The following is a 15,599-nucleotide window of genomic DNA, read 5'->3' as shown; positions in this document are numbered from 1 at the left end:
GAGTTGCGCTATACTTCGGCGGTTGGGGGAAATAAAAAATAAGGATTATCATGTTAGAAGTGATTAACGGGAAGAATTACGCAGAAAAAACCGCTCATCAAGCGGTAGTGGTCAATGTGGGGGCGAGTTGGTGCCCGGATTGCAGGAAGATTGAGCCGATCATGGAAAATTTAGCCAAAACTTACAAAGGCAAGGTGGAATTTTTTAAGGTTTCTTTTGATGAAAGCCAGGATTTAAAAGAGAGTTTGGGCATTCATAAGATCCCTACTTTGATTTTTTACAAAAACGCCAAAGAAGTGGGTGAAAGGCTTGTAGAACCTAGCTCTCAAAAACCGATTGAAGACGCTCTAAAAGCGTTATTGTAAGGGGTATCATAAAGGGCGTTATTGTAAAAATAAGAGTTTAAAAATCTTTTAACTCTTTTTTTATTTAGTCTTTTTTTCTATAGTCCCTTTTTTTAGCCCCTTTTTTGATAGGGGGCTAACTTCAAATAGCTTTTATGTTATTTCTTTATCTCAAAAAATCGTTTTTATCGTTTTTAAATCAGCATGTTTGTTAAAAAAGTTTCTTTAATTAAGCTAAAAATGAGCGAATTTGTGGTATTAGTGCTTGCAGTGTGAAATTTGTAGGGCTAAAACTTGTAAAATGTGAAAAAAAAGACACATAAAATGCTAAAATCCGCAAAAACACTGTGTGTTTAGATTAGAAGTTTAAAATTAGGAGCGGAAGTATCTGTTTTAAATTTTGAATAGGGAGTTTCTATCATTATGTTATTGAAAACAAAATTAAAAATTATAAGCTCGGTGATTTTGAGTGCTTTATTGTGGGTGGGTTGCTCAAGCGAAATGGCAACTTATCAAAATGTGAATGATGCCACTAAAAATACGACTGCAAGCATTAATAGCACGGATTTATTACTAACCGCTAACGCGATGTTAGATTCCATGTTTAGCGACCCTAATTTTGAGCAACTCAAGGGCAGGCATTTGATTGAAGTTTCAGATGTGATTAACGACACCACGCAACCCAATTTGGACATGAATCTTTTGACGACCGAAATCGCGCGGCAGTTGCGGTTGCGTTCTAATGGGAGGTTCAATATCACAAGGGCGAGCGGGGGAAGTGGCATTGCAGCGGATAGCCGAATGGTGAAACAGCGCGAAAAAGAACGAGAGAGTGAAGAGTATAATCAAGACACCACTGTAGAAAAAGGCACTTTGAAAGCCGCTGATTTATCTTTAAGTGGTAAAGTATCTAGTATCGCAGCCTCTATTAGTAGTTCTAGGCAGCGCTTGGACTACGACTTCACCCTAAGCCTTACCAACAGGAAAACGGGTGAAGAGGTATGGAGCGATGTTAAGCCTATTGTGAAAAATGCTAGCAATAAGCGTATGTTTTAAATTTATATTTGAAAGGATGAGCGATGAAAAATCAAGTTAAAAAAATTTTAGGGATGAGTGTGATAGCAGCGATGGTGATCGTAGGTTGCAGCCATGCCCCAAAATCAGGTATCAGTAAAAGCAATAAGGCATACAAAGAAGCGACTAAAGGCGCTCCTGATTGGGTAGTAGGGGATTTAGAAAAAGTGGCGAAGTATGAAAAATATTCAGGGGTCTTTTTAGGAAGGGCTGAAGATTTGATCACCAATAACGATGTGGATTATTCTACGAATCAGGCAACAGCGAAGGCTAGGGCTAATTTAGCGGCGAATTTAAAATCCACTTTACAAAAAGATTTGGAAAATGAAAAAACTAGAACGGTAGACGCTTCTGGTAAAAGGTCCATCAGCGGCACTGATACTGAAAAAATTTCTCAATTGGTGGATAAGGAATTGATCGCTTCTAAAATGCTTGCCCGCTATGTCGGTAAAGATAGGGTTTTTGTTTTAGTGGGCTTGGATAAGCAAATTGTGGATAAAGTGCGCGAAGAGCTAGGCATGGTTAAAAAGTAGGGTTTTGATGAAACGCCTTGCTATTGTGCTTGCTTTGGTGTTGGGGGTTGTGTGGGGGAAGTCCTTGCCTAAGTGGGCGAGGGATTGCTCAAAAGGAGTGCAGATTGAAAAGACCCAAACCAAAGATGAAAAATTTTTAGTGTGTGGGATGAGCGATATATTGCTTTCAGATGATATGGATTATAGCTTGTCCTCAGCCAGACAAAACGCCTTAGAGAAAGTGATGGAAGCTTTCAAGGGGGATAAAATAGAGATTAAGGCTAGTGAGCTAAAGGCCACTTTTATTGATACGGATAAAGTTTATGTGCTTCTAAAGATCACTAAGAAGCATGTTGCTTTAACGAATGAGTGAGGATTAATAATGAAAAAGATTATTCTTGCATGCCTTATGGCTTTTGTGGGTGCGAATTTAAGCGCAGAGCCTAAGTGGTATAGCAAGGCCTATAACAAAACAAACACCCAAAAAGGCTATCTTTATGGGAGTGGTTCAGCCACTTCTAAAGAGGCTTCTAAACAAAAAGCGTTAGCGGATTTAGTGGCGTCTATTAGCGTGGTGGTTAATTCCCAAATCCATATCCAAAAAAGTCGTGTGGATAATAAGTTAAAATCCAGCGATTCACAAACGATCAACTTAAAAACCGATGACTTGGAATTGAATAATGTAGAAATTGTCAATCAAGAAGTGCAAAAAGGGATCTACTACACCAGAGCAAGGATCAATCAAAACTTGTTTTTGCAGGGTTTAAGGGATAAGTATAACGCTCTTTATGGGCAGTTTTCCACCTTAATGCCTAAAGTTTGTAAAGGGGTTTTTTTACAGCAATCTAAGAGCATGGGGGATTTATTGGCTAAGGCGATGCCTATAGAAAGGATTTTAAAAGCGTATTCTGTCCCGGTGGGTTCGTTAGAAAATTATGAAAAAATCTATTACCAAAACGCTTTCAAACCTAAAGTGCAAATCACTTTTGATAACAACAGCGATGCAGAGATTAAAAACGCTCTCATAAGCGCTTATGCTAGAGTGCTAACCCCTAGCGATGAAGAAAAACTCTATCAAATCAAAAATGAAGTTTTCACAGACAGCGCTAATGGCACCACACGCATTAGAGTTGTTGTTAGCGCGAGCGATTGTCAAGGCACGCCCGTATTGAATAGAAGCCTTGAAGTGGATGAAAAGAATAAGAATTTTGCTATCACGCGCTTGCAATCTTTGCTTTATAAAGAATTGAAAGATTATGCCAATAAAGAAGGGCAGGGCAATACGGGGCTATAAGCAGGATATTAATCTTGCTTGCACTTTTGGTTATTGATTCAGTTTGGTAGCGTTATCATTTTGTTTGGCGTGGCGTTTTCGCACCCATTAAAATAACCCTCTAAAGGTTTGTGGCTTTTGTTCTTGCCAAATAAACTAAAACATCATTCAATACTCTTTATCCCACAAACTCCTCTAAAACCACACCCGCTAAAAACTAAAATTAACAAAAACTAAAATCTTTTTAAAACCACCCAAGCAGAAATCCCAAACATCTTTGTAGTATAATACCCCCATACATTTGTATCTAGCGTAGGAAGTGCACAAAGTTATGCCTTTGGAGATATGATGTGTGAGACCTGTAGGGAATGCGTTGGAGATCAAACTCTGTAAAATCCCTATGATTAGGGGCACAGAGTGAGAACCAAACTTTCCCCCAACATCAGGAAGCCCAATCGCTTTAGCGTTTGGGTGCTTCACGAGCCTATACAAGCGAGATTGTTTGAAAAAACCCAATGACTTTGGGCTTTCAAACCCCCAAGCTAGGGTCTATCTTTTTGCCCCACAAACTTAACAAACTTTTTTAAAAGCTAACGCAATTTTAAACCAAACAAACGCTTAAAAAGGGGCGTTTGAATGCGAAAGGAGAACAAAAACATGAGACAAACAAATGAGACAGAAAAAAGCTCCAGTAAGCTTAAAAAAATCACGCAAGCGATGCGAGAACAAAAAGAGCGATCTATAACGCTAACGCTCACGCGCAAAACAGAACTAAAAACGCCTACAAGAGAACCTAAAAAGAGCGTTTTAGAGCCAATAGAGAGCTAAAGCCAATTTTTAACCCCTAGAAAATCCACCCGTAATTAAAAAACACTTTAAAATGGCTACCCCCTTCATTCAGGGTGATAGAATTGGTAGTTGCGCCATCGCTAGAAACGACCCTAGATTTCAACTGGACTAAAGGAACGCTAATGCCTACAGAATATTTAGAATGTTTGTAGCGGTAATTCAACCCACCGGTCACATTTAAATTACCGCTCCCTTTGTATTGGTTCAACAAATAATAGCTGTTGTATAAGCCCCTTAACCCCCCAAACACCCCAAGAGAGGAAGTGAAAACTTTCTTGGTTAGATTGTTTTTAGGGTTCTTTTCGTTAGTGTAATTGGTGATAAAATCAAACAACACATCCATTCCCACACCATAGCTTAATTGTTGGATTTTTTCGTTATTGGCTTGGGCGTAGTTGTATTTGATAATGCCATAAGAAGACAACCCTAAGTAATCATTAAAGTATTTTTGATAGCCCATTTTAAGATTAACGCCTAATAGGGGGGCTCCAAAGGGCCGTGAGGTTTTTGAAGTGCGGTAAGTGGTAGTGCTAGATTTAGAAGATGAAAGGCTTTGACTGATTGCGCTAAGCATAGTGGTCGCAAAATCTTGCGTGTTCAAACTAGCGTTTAAATAGTTGGTTTGGCTGCTCAAATTAGTGTAATCCACCGGTAGGGCGTTTTGATCAATGAGTTGCTGCCAAACCGCACTGGTAACGCCTATAAGCCCGGCGGGGACTTGAGAGCAATCAGTATAAATGGAATTGGGGTAATTGCTAGGGAAAGCGGGCTGACCTTGGCCGCCAAAACGAGAACACACATCATAGGTAGAGCCATCGGTATCTCGCACTTCGTGCCCGTTGTCAAACACTTGCACTTCTTGCCCATTCACTTGCTCTATTTTCCCGCCCTTACAGCGCTCTTCTGGCCCATTGTTTTCTTCGCACATGCGCACTCTTTGATAAGTCATGTTCCCGTTATGCGTATAGCCTAAAGTGTGCCCGTACTCATGGATGATGTCTCTTAATTGCATGATGGCGACTTTATTCAATTCTTTGCCAAACAGTATTTCAGGATCCAAGAAAGGAGACAATATCCCTAAAGCGCCAAAATTGGTGCCATCATCACCTGGGCCATTTGGGCCGCCATATTGAGACCCTAGCCCTAAATCCCCTCCTCTTGGGGGCAAGAGATTCACATAAAGATTATTCGTAACTCTATAGCTATAGATAACATCTTGCGGCGTTAATATCACTGAGCCTGTTTGCCCGTTTTCTATATTGTATTCATCTCCAGCATTTTTAGCGATCAATTTAGGATCAACAAGCCCGTTGTTGTAAGGGTTCACGCATGTAGAATAATTAGAATAACATGGCTTTGACAGGTTGTTGTCGCTAAACTGGAAAGGAGCGTTTTTAACGGCATCTTCCCAAGATTTAGAATCAAACACCGCCATCATATTCAGCATTAAATTGGTCAAATTCTTGGCGTCTTGAGAGGTGAAAGGCGGCACTTTAGCCACGCAATTTTCTTGATTTTCGTATGGGGGGCATGGGGGTTTAGAACCAGTGCCGTTACCGCTAGAAAATTGGTTGTAATTGATATAGGTCATTTGAAGATTGGTTGTAACCTTACTGAGCTTATCAAACAGATTCTGCGTGCTGGAATCAGAAAATTTTGTGGTGGCGGTTTGGAGCTGTTGGAAGTCATCAGCGTTAAGTTGCGGATCGTTAAACAAGCTCGCGGGCAGAATGATTTGAGATTGTTTAGGGATAGTCTCTATCACGCCCAAACTGACTACATTGCCTTGATTGTCTGTATAACTAAGCTCAATGTTGTTTAAATTATAAGGCAAGAAGTTTTGTATCACGACCACGCTGTTATTGCCATAGCCTGCTATTTCAGCGCTTTCTTGGTTATAAGCGGTTACATACACAGGGTTTAAAGAATAAAAGGTTAAGTTGGTGATATTGTTCTCTGCAAATAACTCAGTCGCATTCTTTAAAATGGTGCTTTGGGAGATGTAGTATTTCCCATAGGTGCTTTGAGGGGTAATGGGTTTGGGTTTGGGTTTGGGTTTTTCTTGAGTGGTGGCTATGGTTTGTTCTTGGGTTTGTGTGCCTTGCAATAGCCCAGTTTCAAACCCGGCTTCTATAAAAAAGCCGTCTTTTTGGTGCTTTTGGTAGGCTTCTAAAGCGGTGAATGATCCGATTAGGGACAAACAAATCGTTTTACTAGCGAGTTTTAACATGAAATCTCCTTATTGTCTTTTTTAACATTTTTACTCAAAAATAGCTTATAGGTATGTATACATTTTAAACTAGCTTATTTTACCCCTTTTTGAAAAATGGCAGTATTGTTTTTTGTAAATATGGGTATTAAACGGCGCTAATGGGTAAAAAAGTCTTAAAAAGCAGCGCTAAAAAGGGTTTTAACCCATTCTTTAAGCGGTTTCATTTGCCCAAGCAAAATTCGCTGAACATGCTATCAAGCATTTGGCTGGTTTCATAAGGGCGGGTGAGCAGGTTCAAGTTTTCTATCGCGCTTAAAATGTGATAAGAAAAAAGCTCTAAAGTTTCTAAATGGTTTTTAGCGTTTTGCAATTCAGTAATGGCATTTTCTAGGGCGGTTTTTTGGGCTAGGGAAGTGAGCAAGAGCTTGTTTTGAGTGTCTAGTTTGGGGAAAAACTCACTGATTTTTTGGCTCAAATCTTTCAAACAAGCCTTAGAATTTAAGGTGTTGGTTTCTAGGATAGAATAAGGGATTTTAAGATAAGATTTTAAAATTTCAAGCTCTAGTCTGGGGGCTAAATCGTTTTTATTCAAAACGACAATGCAAGGCTTTTTGGCGCGATTGAGGGTGTCCATAAGGTTAAAATCCTCTTTTTCTAGGGGTTTAGAAAGATCAAACACGCCCAAAATAATGTCGCAATTTTCTAAACTTTTAAGGCTTTTTTCAATCCCTAAACGCTCTATTTCATCCGCGCTCTCTCTGATGCCAGCCGTATCAATTAAGCGCACCTTATGCCCTTTTAGTTCAATGACTTCTTCTATGGTGTCTCTTGTCGTGCCTTTAATATCGCTCACTAAAGCCCTTTCTTCTAAAAGCATGGCGTTTAATAAAGAACTTTTGCCAGCATTAGGTTTGCCAACAATGCTTAAGGCATGCCCTTTATTCCTTTGTTTTTGCGCGTTAGAAAAATCCAATAAATCTTTAAAAGAGGCGATTTGTTTTTCTAAATTAAAAGACACTTCCTTTAAAAAATCGCTAGGAATGTCTTCTTCGCTATAATCAATCAAAACTTCTGAGCTCGCCAAAAGCTTTAAAAGATCGTTCCTGGCCTCTTCAATAAAGATTTTCAACTCGCCCTTAAGCTGCCTGGCCAGAGCGTTTAAAACGCTTTCATCTTCACAAAGGATGAGTTGAACGCTCGCTTCAATCTCACTCAAATCCATTTTATGGTTTAAAAAGGCTTTTTTGCTAAATTCCCCCGCTTTAGCAAGCCTAGCCCCTAAATTCAAACAAGCTTGTAAGATATTTTGCACTAAAAGGGGGCTTCCATGGCATTGGATTTCGCACACATCTTCACCAGTGAAACTATAAGGGGCTTTGAAATAAATGACTAACGCTTTGTCCAATAAAACGCCATTAGAAAAAATATCGCGCACGTAAGCGTATCTGGGGGTGAAGTCTTGTTTTTGGGTGAGTTGTTTGAGGACGTTTAGAGCGTTATGGCCGCTGATTTTAATGATGCTAATCGCTCCCTTGCCTAAAGGGGTAGCGATAGCGGCGATGGTGTCATTCATTGTTAAAGTCGTTGATGACGATGTATTTTTCATCGTTTAAGTTGGTTTTGATAGAAACATACTTATTAGGGAACGCTTTTCGTAATTTCTTTAAAGCGATATAGGTTAAAACGCCATCAGGGGCTTTCATCTGCCCCTTACTCACTTCATGCACGGTCATGATCACGCTTTGGAGTTGCGCTTCCATAACCTTTTCTTGGTTTTGTAAAAAAGTGGAAATTTCTAAGCGGATACTATAGCCATAAGCAGGGTGGATCCAGTTAAAGAGCAAGTAAGAAAGGGCTTTGTAGCGATAACCTTTTTCGCCAATTAAAAGAGCGGAATCTTCGCCATCAATATTAATCAATAACACCCCCGGTTCATAAAGGCTAACTTCCACTTTATTGATTTTATAAGGCAAATGAGAGAATAAGTCTTTCAATTCTTGCTTAATTTCATGAAGTTTGTCTCCATTATGAGATTCTTCTTTAAGGTTTTTTTTAGGGGGTTTAGGGGTAATGATTTCTTCTTGCGGTGTTTCTGTTTCTAATTTTTGTTTTTTTTCTTCTATATTGTTTTGATGATTTTCTTTCGCGTTGGTTTCTTTAACGCCCTCTTCTTTAACCTCTTTAACGCTTTCTTTAACGCCCACTAAAATGATGGCTTCTTTTTTACCGATGTTTAAAAACCCTTTAGAGGGCGTTTGAATGACTTCGTATTGCAAATTAATGATGGGGCAATTCAAGGCGATAGAAGCTTGAATGAGAGCCTCTTCTAAGGTTTTGGCTTTGATTTCAATAGGATTTTGCATCAATGTTCCTTTATTATTCCTTTATGTTTTGAGCGTGCATGCGTTTTTTGTTCTCTAAGACTTTATTAATAATGAGTTGTTGCAACACCGAAAGGATGTTGTTCGTGGTCCAATACAAGACTAACCCTGCAGGGAAAGTGATTAAAAAGATTGTGAATAATAGGGGTAGGAGTTTAAAAATCTTTGCTTGCATGGGATCGGTCATGGTGTTTGGCGTAACGCTTTGGTGCCAATACATAGACGCTCCCATAAGAAGCGGTAAAATAAAATACGGATCCATGATAGATAAATCATGAATCCATAAGATCCACTCTGAGCTTTTCAATTCCACAGCGTTATAAAGCACTCTATAAATCGCAAAAAACACCGGGATTTGTAAGATTAAGGGCAGACAACCCCCTAGCGGGTTGGCCCCATGTTTTTTGTAAAGCTGCATCATGTGGGCTTGCAACTTTTGGGGTTCGCCCTTGTATTTTTCTTGGAGTTCTTTCATTTTAGGGGCTAATTCTTTGAGCTTTTGCATGCTCACCATGCCCTTATAGCTTAAAGGATAAAGGATGATGCGCACGATAATCGTTAAAAAAATGATAGCCCAACCCCAATTACCCACGAATTGATACAAATAATCCAGTAAAACAAACACGCCTTTAGCAAAGAAAGTGATTAAGCCATACTCTATCACATCAGTGAGCATCGGTGAAATCGCTTTCAAAGAGCGGTAATCCTTAGGGCCAATATAACCATGCAAATCCGCTTCATTTTTAAGGGAAATGAAGCCTAAGGGGTTTTTAGTGCCGATTTCTGAATCAATTAAGGCTTCAAAACCTTGAGAATCTTTAGTGAAAAGCAAGGTGGTGAAATACCTATCCACGCTGGATAAAAAGAGGGTGTTAGAAAAGCGTTTGATTTCTTTAGCGTCTTTATCTTCAATTTTTTCAATTTTTTTGTCGTTATTTTCTAAAAGCACGCCTGAAAAGGTGTAGCTGTCCAAATCAGCCACCGGCCTGTAACCATTGGTGATGACATAGCTAGGGATAAGGTTATTGGGCGATTTGAAGGCGATTTTTAAATCATAATGCAAATCATCATAAAAAGTCAGGGTTTTAATGATAGTAAGAGCGCCTAAATCTTGGGTTAAAACGAGCTGTTCGTTAGGCCCAAGGGTGGTTTTTGAAGCGCTATAAGGGGTGTTGAACGCTTTGTTATTGAGCGTGGGGTCTAAAAAACGCACTTCTAAAGGCTTGAGTTTATCGGCTGCTAAAAGGGGGAGCTCTTTTAGGGGGGGTTGCACGTTTTCTTTGGAGCTAAAAAGATGGCCCACATGCTCTAAAAAGCCCTTTTGTTTGGGGGTTAGGTATTTTTTATCCTTGAGATAAACCTGTTTGATACGCCCTAAAGAATCAATTTCAATCCTGGCATGTTCAAAAGAAATCGTGCTTAACAAATTCTCTTGGGGGATGGTTTGAGTAACGCCAAAATCTTGGGTGATGGTATTGGGCGCGGTGGGGCTTGGAGCTGCGTTATTATTGGCTGTTTCTTGCTTTGTGGTTTCGGTTGTTGGTTTGTTTGGTTTTTGGAAAAAATAGCTATAAAGAGCGATAAACAAGAAAGAAAGAGCGATCGCTAAAATCAAGCGGAGATTATTATTGTTGTTTTTATCCATTGTGATTAAACCTTAATGATGTAATAAGTTGTGCGGCTTTTTGTGGGAACGAGCCAAAAAGTAATGGTTTTAAAATTACGATTAAAATCTTTATGGGATTGGAGTAGGCTTGGGCGTTTCAAGCGAGTGGTAGGATAAGCAATGCCCCCAGAGCAAAAAGGGTTGCATGAGAGTATCCTTATAGCGATCTTACCCATAGCGCTCAAAGGGCTTTCAAAACAGAGCAACCACAGAGCGTAGTTGGAGCAAGTGGGGTAAAACCGGCAGCTTGAAGGGGTGAAAGCCGAAAAAAAGCGTTGGTAACCCTTAATTGATGCCGTAAAAATCGCGCTCAAAAAAGGCGTTTTATTGTTTCGCATAGGTATGAGTTATTCCTTTTTTCAAGTCTTTCAAGGCTTTGTTCATATAGTTTTTAATGGAAGTTAGCATTTCTAAAAAATGTTTTTCTAAAGCCCAAAAATCTAAATGGCAACAATCGCTTCTAGGCACAAACACCAAAGCAAGCCCTTGACAAAGAGCGGCATGCTTTAATGTAAGCGAACGCAAACGGCGTTTGATAAGGTTTCGTTTCACGGCGTTGCCGACTTTTTTGGACACGCTCAAGCCCAATAAATAAAGCGTTTTTTTGTCTTTAAACCTACAAAAGAGCGGATCTTTAAAACCCTCTTTTCCTTTTGGCGGCTCTTTTGACAAATCCAAAACAAAGAGCGAAAAAAAAGGGTTGTGTTTTTTAAACCCCTTTTGATAAACCCTGTCAAACTCACTCTTGTTTTTTAAAGAGTCATAGGGTTTAGACGGAAAGCTTTTTTCTGCCCTTAGCTCGTCTGGCATTAATCACCTTGCGCCCGTTTTTGGTTTTCATCCTCACAAGAAAGCCATGGGTTCGCTTTCTTGGTGTGTTATGTGGTTGGTAAGTGCGTTTCATTTAAAACTCCCTTGATAAAAATTAAACATAAGTGTAGATTTTAGCTAAAGAATGCTAAAAATTGACTAAAACTAATTTTTTTGATTCTTTTTATCTTCAACAAGAATGTAAAGCTGCTTCAGATTGTTCGTTTGCAATAAATCCACGACTTTGATAAAATTATCCAAATTGCTTTTCTTATCGCCTTGCAAGACAATAGGGGTGTCTTTAGCCAAAGTGGAAACCTTGTGTTTTAAATTTTCAAAGCTGATTTCTTTATCGTCAAAATAAAAAGAACCCTTATTAGAAATGGCGATCGTAACTTGTTTTTTGTCCAACACGTCTTTAGAATCAGTGCTATCCTTATCCACTTGAGGAATGCTAATAGGGAGCTTTGAAGTTTGCACAAAAGACGCCGTTGTAAGCACGATCACTAACAACACAAGCATGATGTCAATGAAAGGCACCACATTCATGGATTCTACTTTTTTCACCGCTCAATCCTTAGGCTTTGTTGTAAATCTCATGGGATTGCGTGTCAACCGGGTGGTGGAAAATATCCCATTTAGTGACTAAAATCTCGCTTTTTCTCACTAACAAGTTATAAATCACAATCGCAGGGATCGCTACTAATAACCCCATGCCAGTCGCTTTTAAAGCAAGGGCTAAATTAGTCATGATCGCTTTAGTGTCAATGCCAGAAGCGGATCCTAAGTCCATAAAAGTGAGCATGATCCCCATAACCGTTCCTAAAAGACCGATATAAGGGGCGTTTGAGCCAATCGTGGCCACTAAAGTCAGTCGTTTGTGTAAGGCTAATTCTAATTTACGCCTGTCTGTGTAATCATCTACACGAAGAGTGGCAAAAAACCACAACCTTTCTATTGCGATCGCTATAACGATGACTGATAAAAAGATCAAAAACCCTATAATCCCATAATCTACTATTTCTTTCATTATTATCCTTTAAAGTGGTGTTTTAAATCGGCAAGAATTTCTTTATTGAGTGCTTTTTCTTTGAGACTTTGTCTTTTGTCGTGCAATCTTTTTCCTTTCACTAAAGCAATTTGGATTTTAGCTCTATTTCTTTGGTTAAAATACAATTTCAATCCTACAATACTCAAGCGTTCTTTAGACGCTTCAATTTGCCATTTCAATAATTGCTTTTTGTGTAAAAGCAACTTACGCTCTCGCCTTTCATTGGGCTTGTAATACGCATGGATTGTATCTAAATATGATATATGAACACCAAATAAAAAAGCTTCTCCTTTGATTATTTTAACAAAATTATCTTTTAAATTCACCCTAGTTTGCCTCAAAGCCTTCACTTCAGATCCTAAAAGCACTAATCCCGCTTCTAAAGTTTCCAAAATTTCATAATCAAAATAGGCTTTTTTATTGCTGGCAATGAGTTTCATTCGCCCCCTTTTAGCGCAGGCTTGAGTCTAAAAAACGCGCTCCCGCTCCCGCTAAAAAACCACTCCTTGCCTAATTCGCTTTCTATATCTTTGAGGGCAGGGTTAGCACGTAAAGCCGGCTTTAAAAGATCGTTTAATCCGTTTCTATCATAAGTCTTTAGGCATTCCAAACTCGGCTTTTTAAGCCACTCTTTAGCTTGGGAAAAATAAGTTTCAGGTTTATAAGCTTGATAAACGGCTTTGGTGCTGCAAAAAACATGATTTGGTGCATAGATTTCTAGGCGATTTTCTAAAGGCTCTTCTTCAAAATTTTCAATGACTTCGCCATAAGAAGTAGCGTTAGCGCTTTTGTATTGTGAGATGAAAAAATTGGTGTCCGCGCCCACTAAAGATCCCATGCTATAAAGCTCTTCTAAACTCAAACGCCAGTCAAAAATCTGATTTAAATGATACAATAGCCCCCCAGCATCAGCGCTCCCACCGCCTAATCCGGCTTGAGTGGGGATGTTTTTTTCCACTTCAATCGCCAGGGTGTCTAGGGATTTGATGGCAGAATGAGAGGAATTTTTTGATTTTAAAAAATTCTTTAAAATTTGGAGGGCTTTAAAGAGCGAGTTTTCTTCTAAAGGGCAGTCAAAATCCCCTTTTAGCGAAAAGGAAAGCGCGCTTTTGACGCTGATAATGTCTTTGAGCTTGTCTTTGACCAAACACATGCGAGAAATAAGCTTATGATAAGCCCCTTCTTTGTGAAGGATCTTTAAAAAAATATTGACTTTAGGATAAACTTCAAAGACATGCATCAAGGCTTAATGACCTTTTTGATGTTTTCTAACACGCTTTCATCTACGCACACAGAAGCTTTTTGGTTTTCGCTCACAATGGCCTCTTTGAGTTCAGCGCGCAAAATAAGGGTGCTTTCAGGCGCTTCAAACCCTAAACGCACATTCCCTCTATCTATGGAAATGACTTTAATGTGGATATTATCATCAATGACAATCCCCTCATTAACTTTGCGGCTGAGTATGAGCATGTTTAATCTCTTGTTCCTTATAGAGAAGGGCTAAACACAACGCTTTCTATAATATCGCCCTGCTTGATTTTATCCAAAACGCTAAGGCCTTCTGCACTAGTGATTTTACCAAATACGGTGTGTTCGCCATCTAAATGGGGCAAATCCACAAAACACAAGAAAAACTGACTCCCTCCTGTGTCTCTCCCAGCATGCGCCATAGAGATAGAGCCTCTTTTGTGCTTGTTGGGGTTGTGGGCCACTTCGCATTTAATGCGGTGTCCTGGCCCGCCTGTGCCTGTGCCATAAGGGCAACCTCCTTGAGCCACAAAGCCGGCGATCACACGATGGAAGTTAAGCCCGTTATAAAAACCCTCTTTAGCCAAAGTTACAAAGTTACTGACCGCTTGGGGTGCGTCTTTGTAAAAAAGCTCTAGAGCGACATGGCCTTTATTGGTTTTGATCGTGGCGTAAGCGGTTTTTGCAAGCTCTTCTTCTTTGATTTCATAAGTTTTAATTGGATCCATCATAAACCTTTGCGATAAGCTTTTTGTCATTCAAATGATCTATTATAGCAACAAATTAAAACAAATGGTATTTTAGCCGATAGTGTCGTGGGATACTTTTGAAATTTAAGCGGTAAGTTGGATAATGGCGTTTTGGCATAAAAGATTAGCGGTTAGTTGTTGTATCGTTTTATTCTCATGCGTAATGAACGCTAATAACATTCAAATCGTTAGAGACGATCCGCCCCTTGATCCAACGCTCCCTGCATGGGTTTATTCTGTTGCGTTATTGAAAGTGTATTTTAGCGATGGGACTTATAAAGAAGGCTATGCGACTTTGCTCAAAAACGGGCGTTATATCGCTTCTTCTGAAACGCTTTATTCTAATGGCTTGTACCCTAAAATGATTTTAGCCAAAATGCAAGACAGCAGCGCTAAAGAACTGATTTGTATAGCCAGTTTGCACCTTGAGGCGATGGATAGGAATCAAGGGCTTTCGCTCTTAAAAACCGCCGATTTTAGAGACGATTATTGCCATAAAAGAGAAGAGAGCTATTATCATGCAAGGATTTACACAAAATACGCTCAAACTTTTCGTTCAAATCCCTATACCAATCAAAAAACACCCAATTCTGATCTCTACTACCCAGCGTTGAATGAGGGGAATTATTTTTCTATACAGATAACGGGCATTTCTGTGGCTGAACTTTTGAAATCTAAAAAGTTTCTTTCGCTTGATGCTTCTTTTAAAAAGGGGAGCGTGTTGTGGGGAGGGAGGCCTTATTTTAGCGAAGTGGGGGAGTTTATGGGAATGGCTAGTAGCACTTTAGGAAACCAAGAAAGTTTAGTGATTATCCCTAAAGAAAAGATCGTGCAATTTTTAAGCGCTCTAAAAAATCAAAATATTTTCCCAAACATTCCCTAGATTTAAGCAAACCTTAAGCTTTCTATGACTATACTTTCATTTCCTTGTTTCAGCAAGGGCTTTTAAAAAGCCGCTTGATACCTTACAAGGATAGCTGTTTAAAAGCAAACGATCTTTGAAAACTAAGCAAATTGATAGAAGTTCTTTTTAAAGGGATATTCTAAAATGATTTAAGGATAACTTATTATAAAGAGTGAGGGTTTGAACAATTCCCATTCTTTTATAAGAAGAAATTCTTATCCAACCAGTGCCAATCAATTTCATTGATTATGATGATCATATCATTTATATCATTATGATTGATGACTGAATGGCATGAGAGTATTTTTAGGTTAGCGTTTGGCTAAACCTTTTTAAAAAGTTTCTTTCTGTTTTGTTGTTGTAATACTTAAGAACACAACCCGTTTTATTCAATAAAGTATAAAACGAGTTCTTGTGATACGCTAAAGCTATTGTTAGAAATAATGATAGCCTATCAAAAAACAAAAGAGCTTTAGGACAAACACTTTTATGGAGAGTTTGATCCTGGCTCAGAGTGAACGCTGGC

At 39.1% G+C, this 15,599-nt stretch carries 20 protein-coding genes; 7 read left to right on the top strand and 13 right to left on the bottom strand.

The genetic code is table 11. From position 1 onward, the window contains the following. Nucleotides 1-50: 50 nt before the first annotated feature. From IC572_RS04380 to IC572_RS04355, 6 genes are all read left to right on the top strand, one after another. Nucleotides 51-365: a thioredoxin family protein gene (locus IC572_RS04380; RefSeq protein WP_050842016.1), complete on the top strand. Its 315-nt coding sequence runs from the start codon at nt 51-53 to the stop codon at nt 363-365. Between the two features lie 402 nt (nt 366-767). Then, nucleotides 768-1,400: a penicillin-binding protein activator LpoB gene (gene lpoB, locus IC572_RS04375; protein WP_000925190.1), complete on the top strand. Its 633-nt coding sequence runs from the start codon at nt 768-770 to the stop codon at nt 1,398-1,400. Between the two features lie 23 nt (nt 1,401-1,423). Then, nucleotides 1,424-1,951, top strand: coding sequence for an LPP20 family lipoprotein (locus IC572_RS04370; RefSeq protein ID WP_000795968.1), 528 nt, complete (start codon nt 1,424-1,426; stop codon nt 1,949-1,951). 7 nt (nt 1,952-1,958) lie between these two features. Continuing rightward, nucleotides 1,959-2,303 carry a hypothetical protein gene (locus tag IC572_RS04365; protein ID WP_187855196.1) on the top strand — a complete coding sequence of 115 codons (345 nt, stop codon included), beginning with the start codon at nt 1,959-1,961 and terminating at the stop codon, nt 2,301-2,303. A 9-nt stretch (nt 2,304-2,312) separates the two neighbouring features. After that, the gene (locus IC572_RS04360; protein ID WP_187855195.1) at nt 2,313-3,224 is read left to right on the top strand and encodes an LPP20 family lipoprotein; all 912 of its coding nucleotides are present in this window, start codon (nt 2,313-2,315) and stop codon (nt 3,222-3,224) included. Nucleotides 3,225-3,860: 636 nt separating this feature from the next. After that, nucleotides 3,861-4,031, top strand: coding sequence for a hypothetical protein (locus IC572_RS04355; protein ID WP_187855194.1), 171 nt, complete (start codon nt 3,861-3,863; stop codon nt 4,029-4,031). A 16-nt stretch (nt 4,032-4,047) separates the two neighbouring features. On the opposite strand, the gene IC572_RS04350 is transcribed toward IC572_RS04355, so the two are convergent. From IC572_RS04350 to IC572_RS04290, 13 genes are all read right to left on the bottom strand, one after another. After that, on the bottom strand, nt 4,048-6,282 hold the full coding sequence (locus IC572_RS04350; protein ID WP_187855193.1) for an outer membrane beta-barrel protein: 2,235 nt from the start codon (nt 6,280-6,282) through the stop codon (nt 4,048-4,050). A gap of 202 nt (nt 6,283-6,484) precedes the next feature. Next, nucleotides 6,485-7,837: a tRNA uridine-5-carboxymethylaminomethyl(34) synthesis GTPase MnmE gene (gene mnmE, locus IC572_RS04345; protein WP_187855192.1), complete on the bottom strand. Its 1,353-nt coding sequence runs from the start codon at nt 7,835-7,837 to the stop codon at nt 6,485-6,487. Next, nucleotides 7,830-8,627 carry a Jag N-terminal domain-containing protein gene (locus IC572_RS04340; protein WP_187855191.1) on the bottom strand — a complete coding sequence of 266 codons (798 nt, stop codon included), beginning with the start codon at nt 8,625-8,627 and terminating at the stop codon, nt 7,830-7,832. Before IC572_RS04340 ends, mnmE begins: the two co-directional genes overlap by 8 nt. A gap of 13 nt (nt 8,628-8,640) precedes the next feature. Further along, nucleotides 8,641-10,290: a membrane protein insertase YidC gene (gene yidC, locus IC572_RS04335; RefSeq protein WP_187855190.1), complete on the bottom strand. Its 1,650-nt coding sequence runs from the start codon at nt 10,288-10,290 to the stop codon at nt 8,641-8,643. Nucleotides 10,291-10,295: 5 nt separating this feature from the next. After that, the gene (gene yidD, locus IC572_RS04330; protein WP_187855189.1) at nt 10,296-10,649 is read right to left on the bottom strand and encodes a membrane protein insertion efficiency factor YidD; all 354 of its coding nucleotides are present in this window, start codon (nt 10,647-10,649) and stop codon (nt 10,296-10,298) included. Further along, nucleotides 10,636-11,121 carry a ribonuclease P protein component gene (gene rnpA, locus IC572_RS04325; protein WP_187855188.1) on the bottom strand — a complete coding sequence of 162 codons (486 nt, stop codon included), beginning with the start codon at nt 11,119-11,121 and terminating at the stop codon, nt 10,636-10,638. The genes yidD and rnpA overlap by 14 nt, the downstream gene beginning before the upstream one ends. Next, complete coding sequence (rpmH, locus tag IC572_RS04320) at nt 11,081-11,215, bottom strand: 50S ribosomal protein L34 (RefSeq protein ID WP_001847286.1); 135 nt, start codon at nt 11,213-11,215, stop codon at nt 11,081-11,083. Before rpmH ends, rnpA begins: the two co-directional genes overlap by 41 nt. Before the next feature lie 71 nt (nt 11,216-11,286). Continuing rightward, entirely contained in the window at nt 11,287-11,688 is a 402-nt protein-coding gene (locus IC572_RS04315; RefSeq protein ID WP_000755082.1) for an ExbD/TolR family protein, read from the bottom strand. Nucleotides 11,689-11,698: 10 nt separating this feature from the next. Further along, on the bottom strand, nt 11,699-12,151 hold the full coding sequence (gene exbB / locus IC572_RS04310) for a TonB-system energizer ExbB (protein WP_000659259.1): 453 nt from the start codon (nt 12,149-12,151) through the stop codon (nt 11,699-11,701). Between the two features lie 2 nt (nt 12,152-12,153). Next, a complete protein-coding gene (gene smpB / locus IC572_RS04305) occupies nt 12,154-12,612 on the bottom strand; it encodes an SsrA-binding protein (RefSeq protein WP_000766500.1) in 459 nt (152 codons plus the stop codon). Beyond that, a complete protein-coding gene (locus IC572_RS04300) occupies nt 12,609-13,412 on the bottom strand; it encodes a 4-(cytidine 5'-diphospho)-2-C-methyl-D-erythritol kinase (RefSeq protein ID WP_187855187.1) in 804 nt (267 codons plus the stop codon). Before IC572_RS04300 ends, smpB begins: the two co-directional genes overlap by 4 nt. After that, a complete protein-coding gene (locus tag IC572_RS04295) occupies nt 13,412-13,642 on the bottom strand; it encodes a carbon storage regulator (RefSeq protein ID WP_120883386.1) in 231 nt (76 codons plus the stop codon). The genes IC572_RS04300 and IC572_RS04295 overlap by 1 nt, the downstream gene beginning before the upstream one ends. A 17-nt stretch (nt 13,643-13,659) precedes the next feature. Beyond that, the gene (locus IC572_RS04290; RefSeq protein WP_187855186.1) at nt 13,660-14,148 is read right to left on the bottom strand and encodes a peptidylprolyl isomerase; all 489 of its coding nucleotides are present in this window, start codon (nt 14,146-14,148) and stop codon (nt 13,660-13,662) included. Between the two features lie 124 nt (nt 14,149-14,272). Between IC572_RS04290 and IC572_RS04285 the strand changes: the two genes are divergently transcribed. After that, complete coding sequence (locus IC572_RS04285; protein ID WP_187855185.1) at nt 14,273-15,052, top strand: hypothetical protein; 780 nt, start codon at nt 14,273-14,275, stop codon at nt 15,050-15,052. Nucleotides 15,053-15,599: the final 547 nt, after the last annotated feature.

It is taken from the genome of Helicobacter pylori (assembly GCF_014496485.1).
Classification (GTDB): domain Bacteria; phylum Campylobacterota; class Campylobacteria; order Campylobacterales; family Helicobacteraceae; genus Helicobacter; species Helicobacter pylori_DD.
This window is presented reverse-complemented; position numbering and strand designations above follow the sequence as displayed.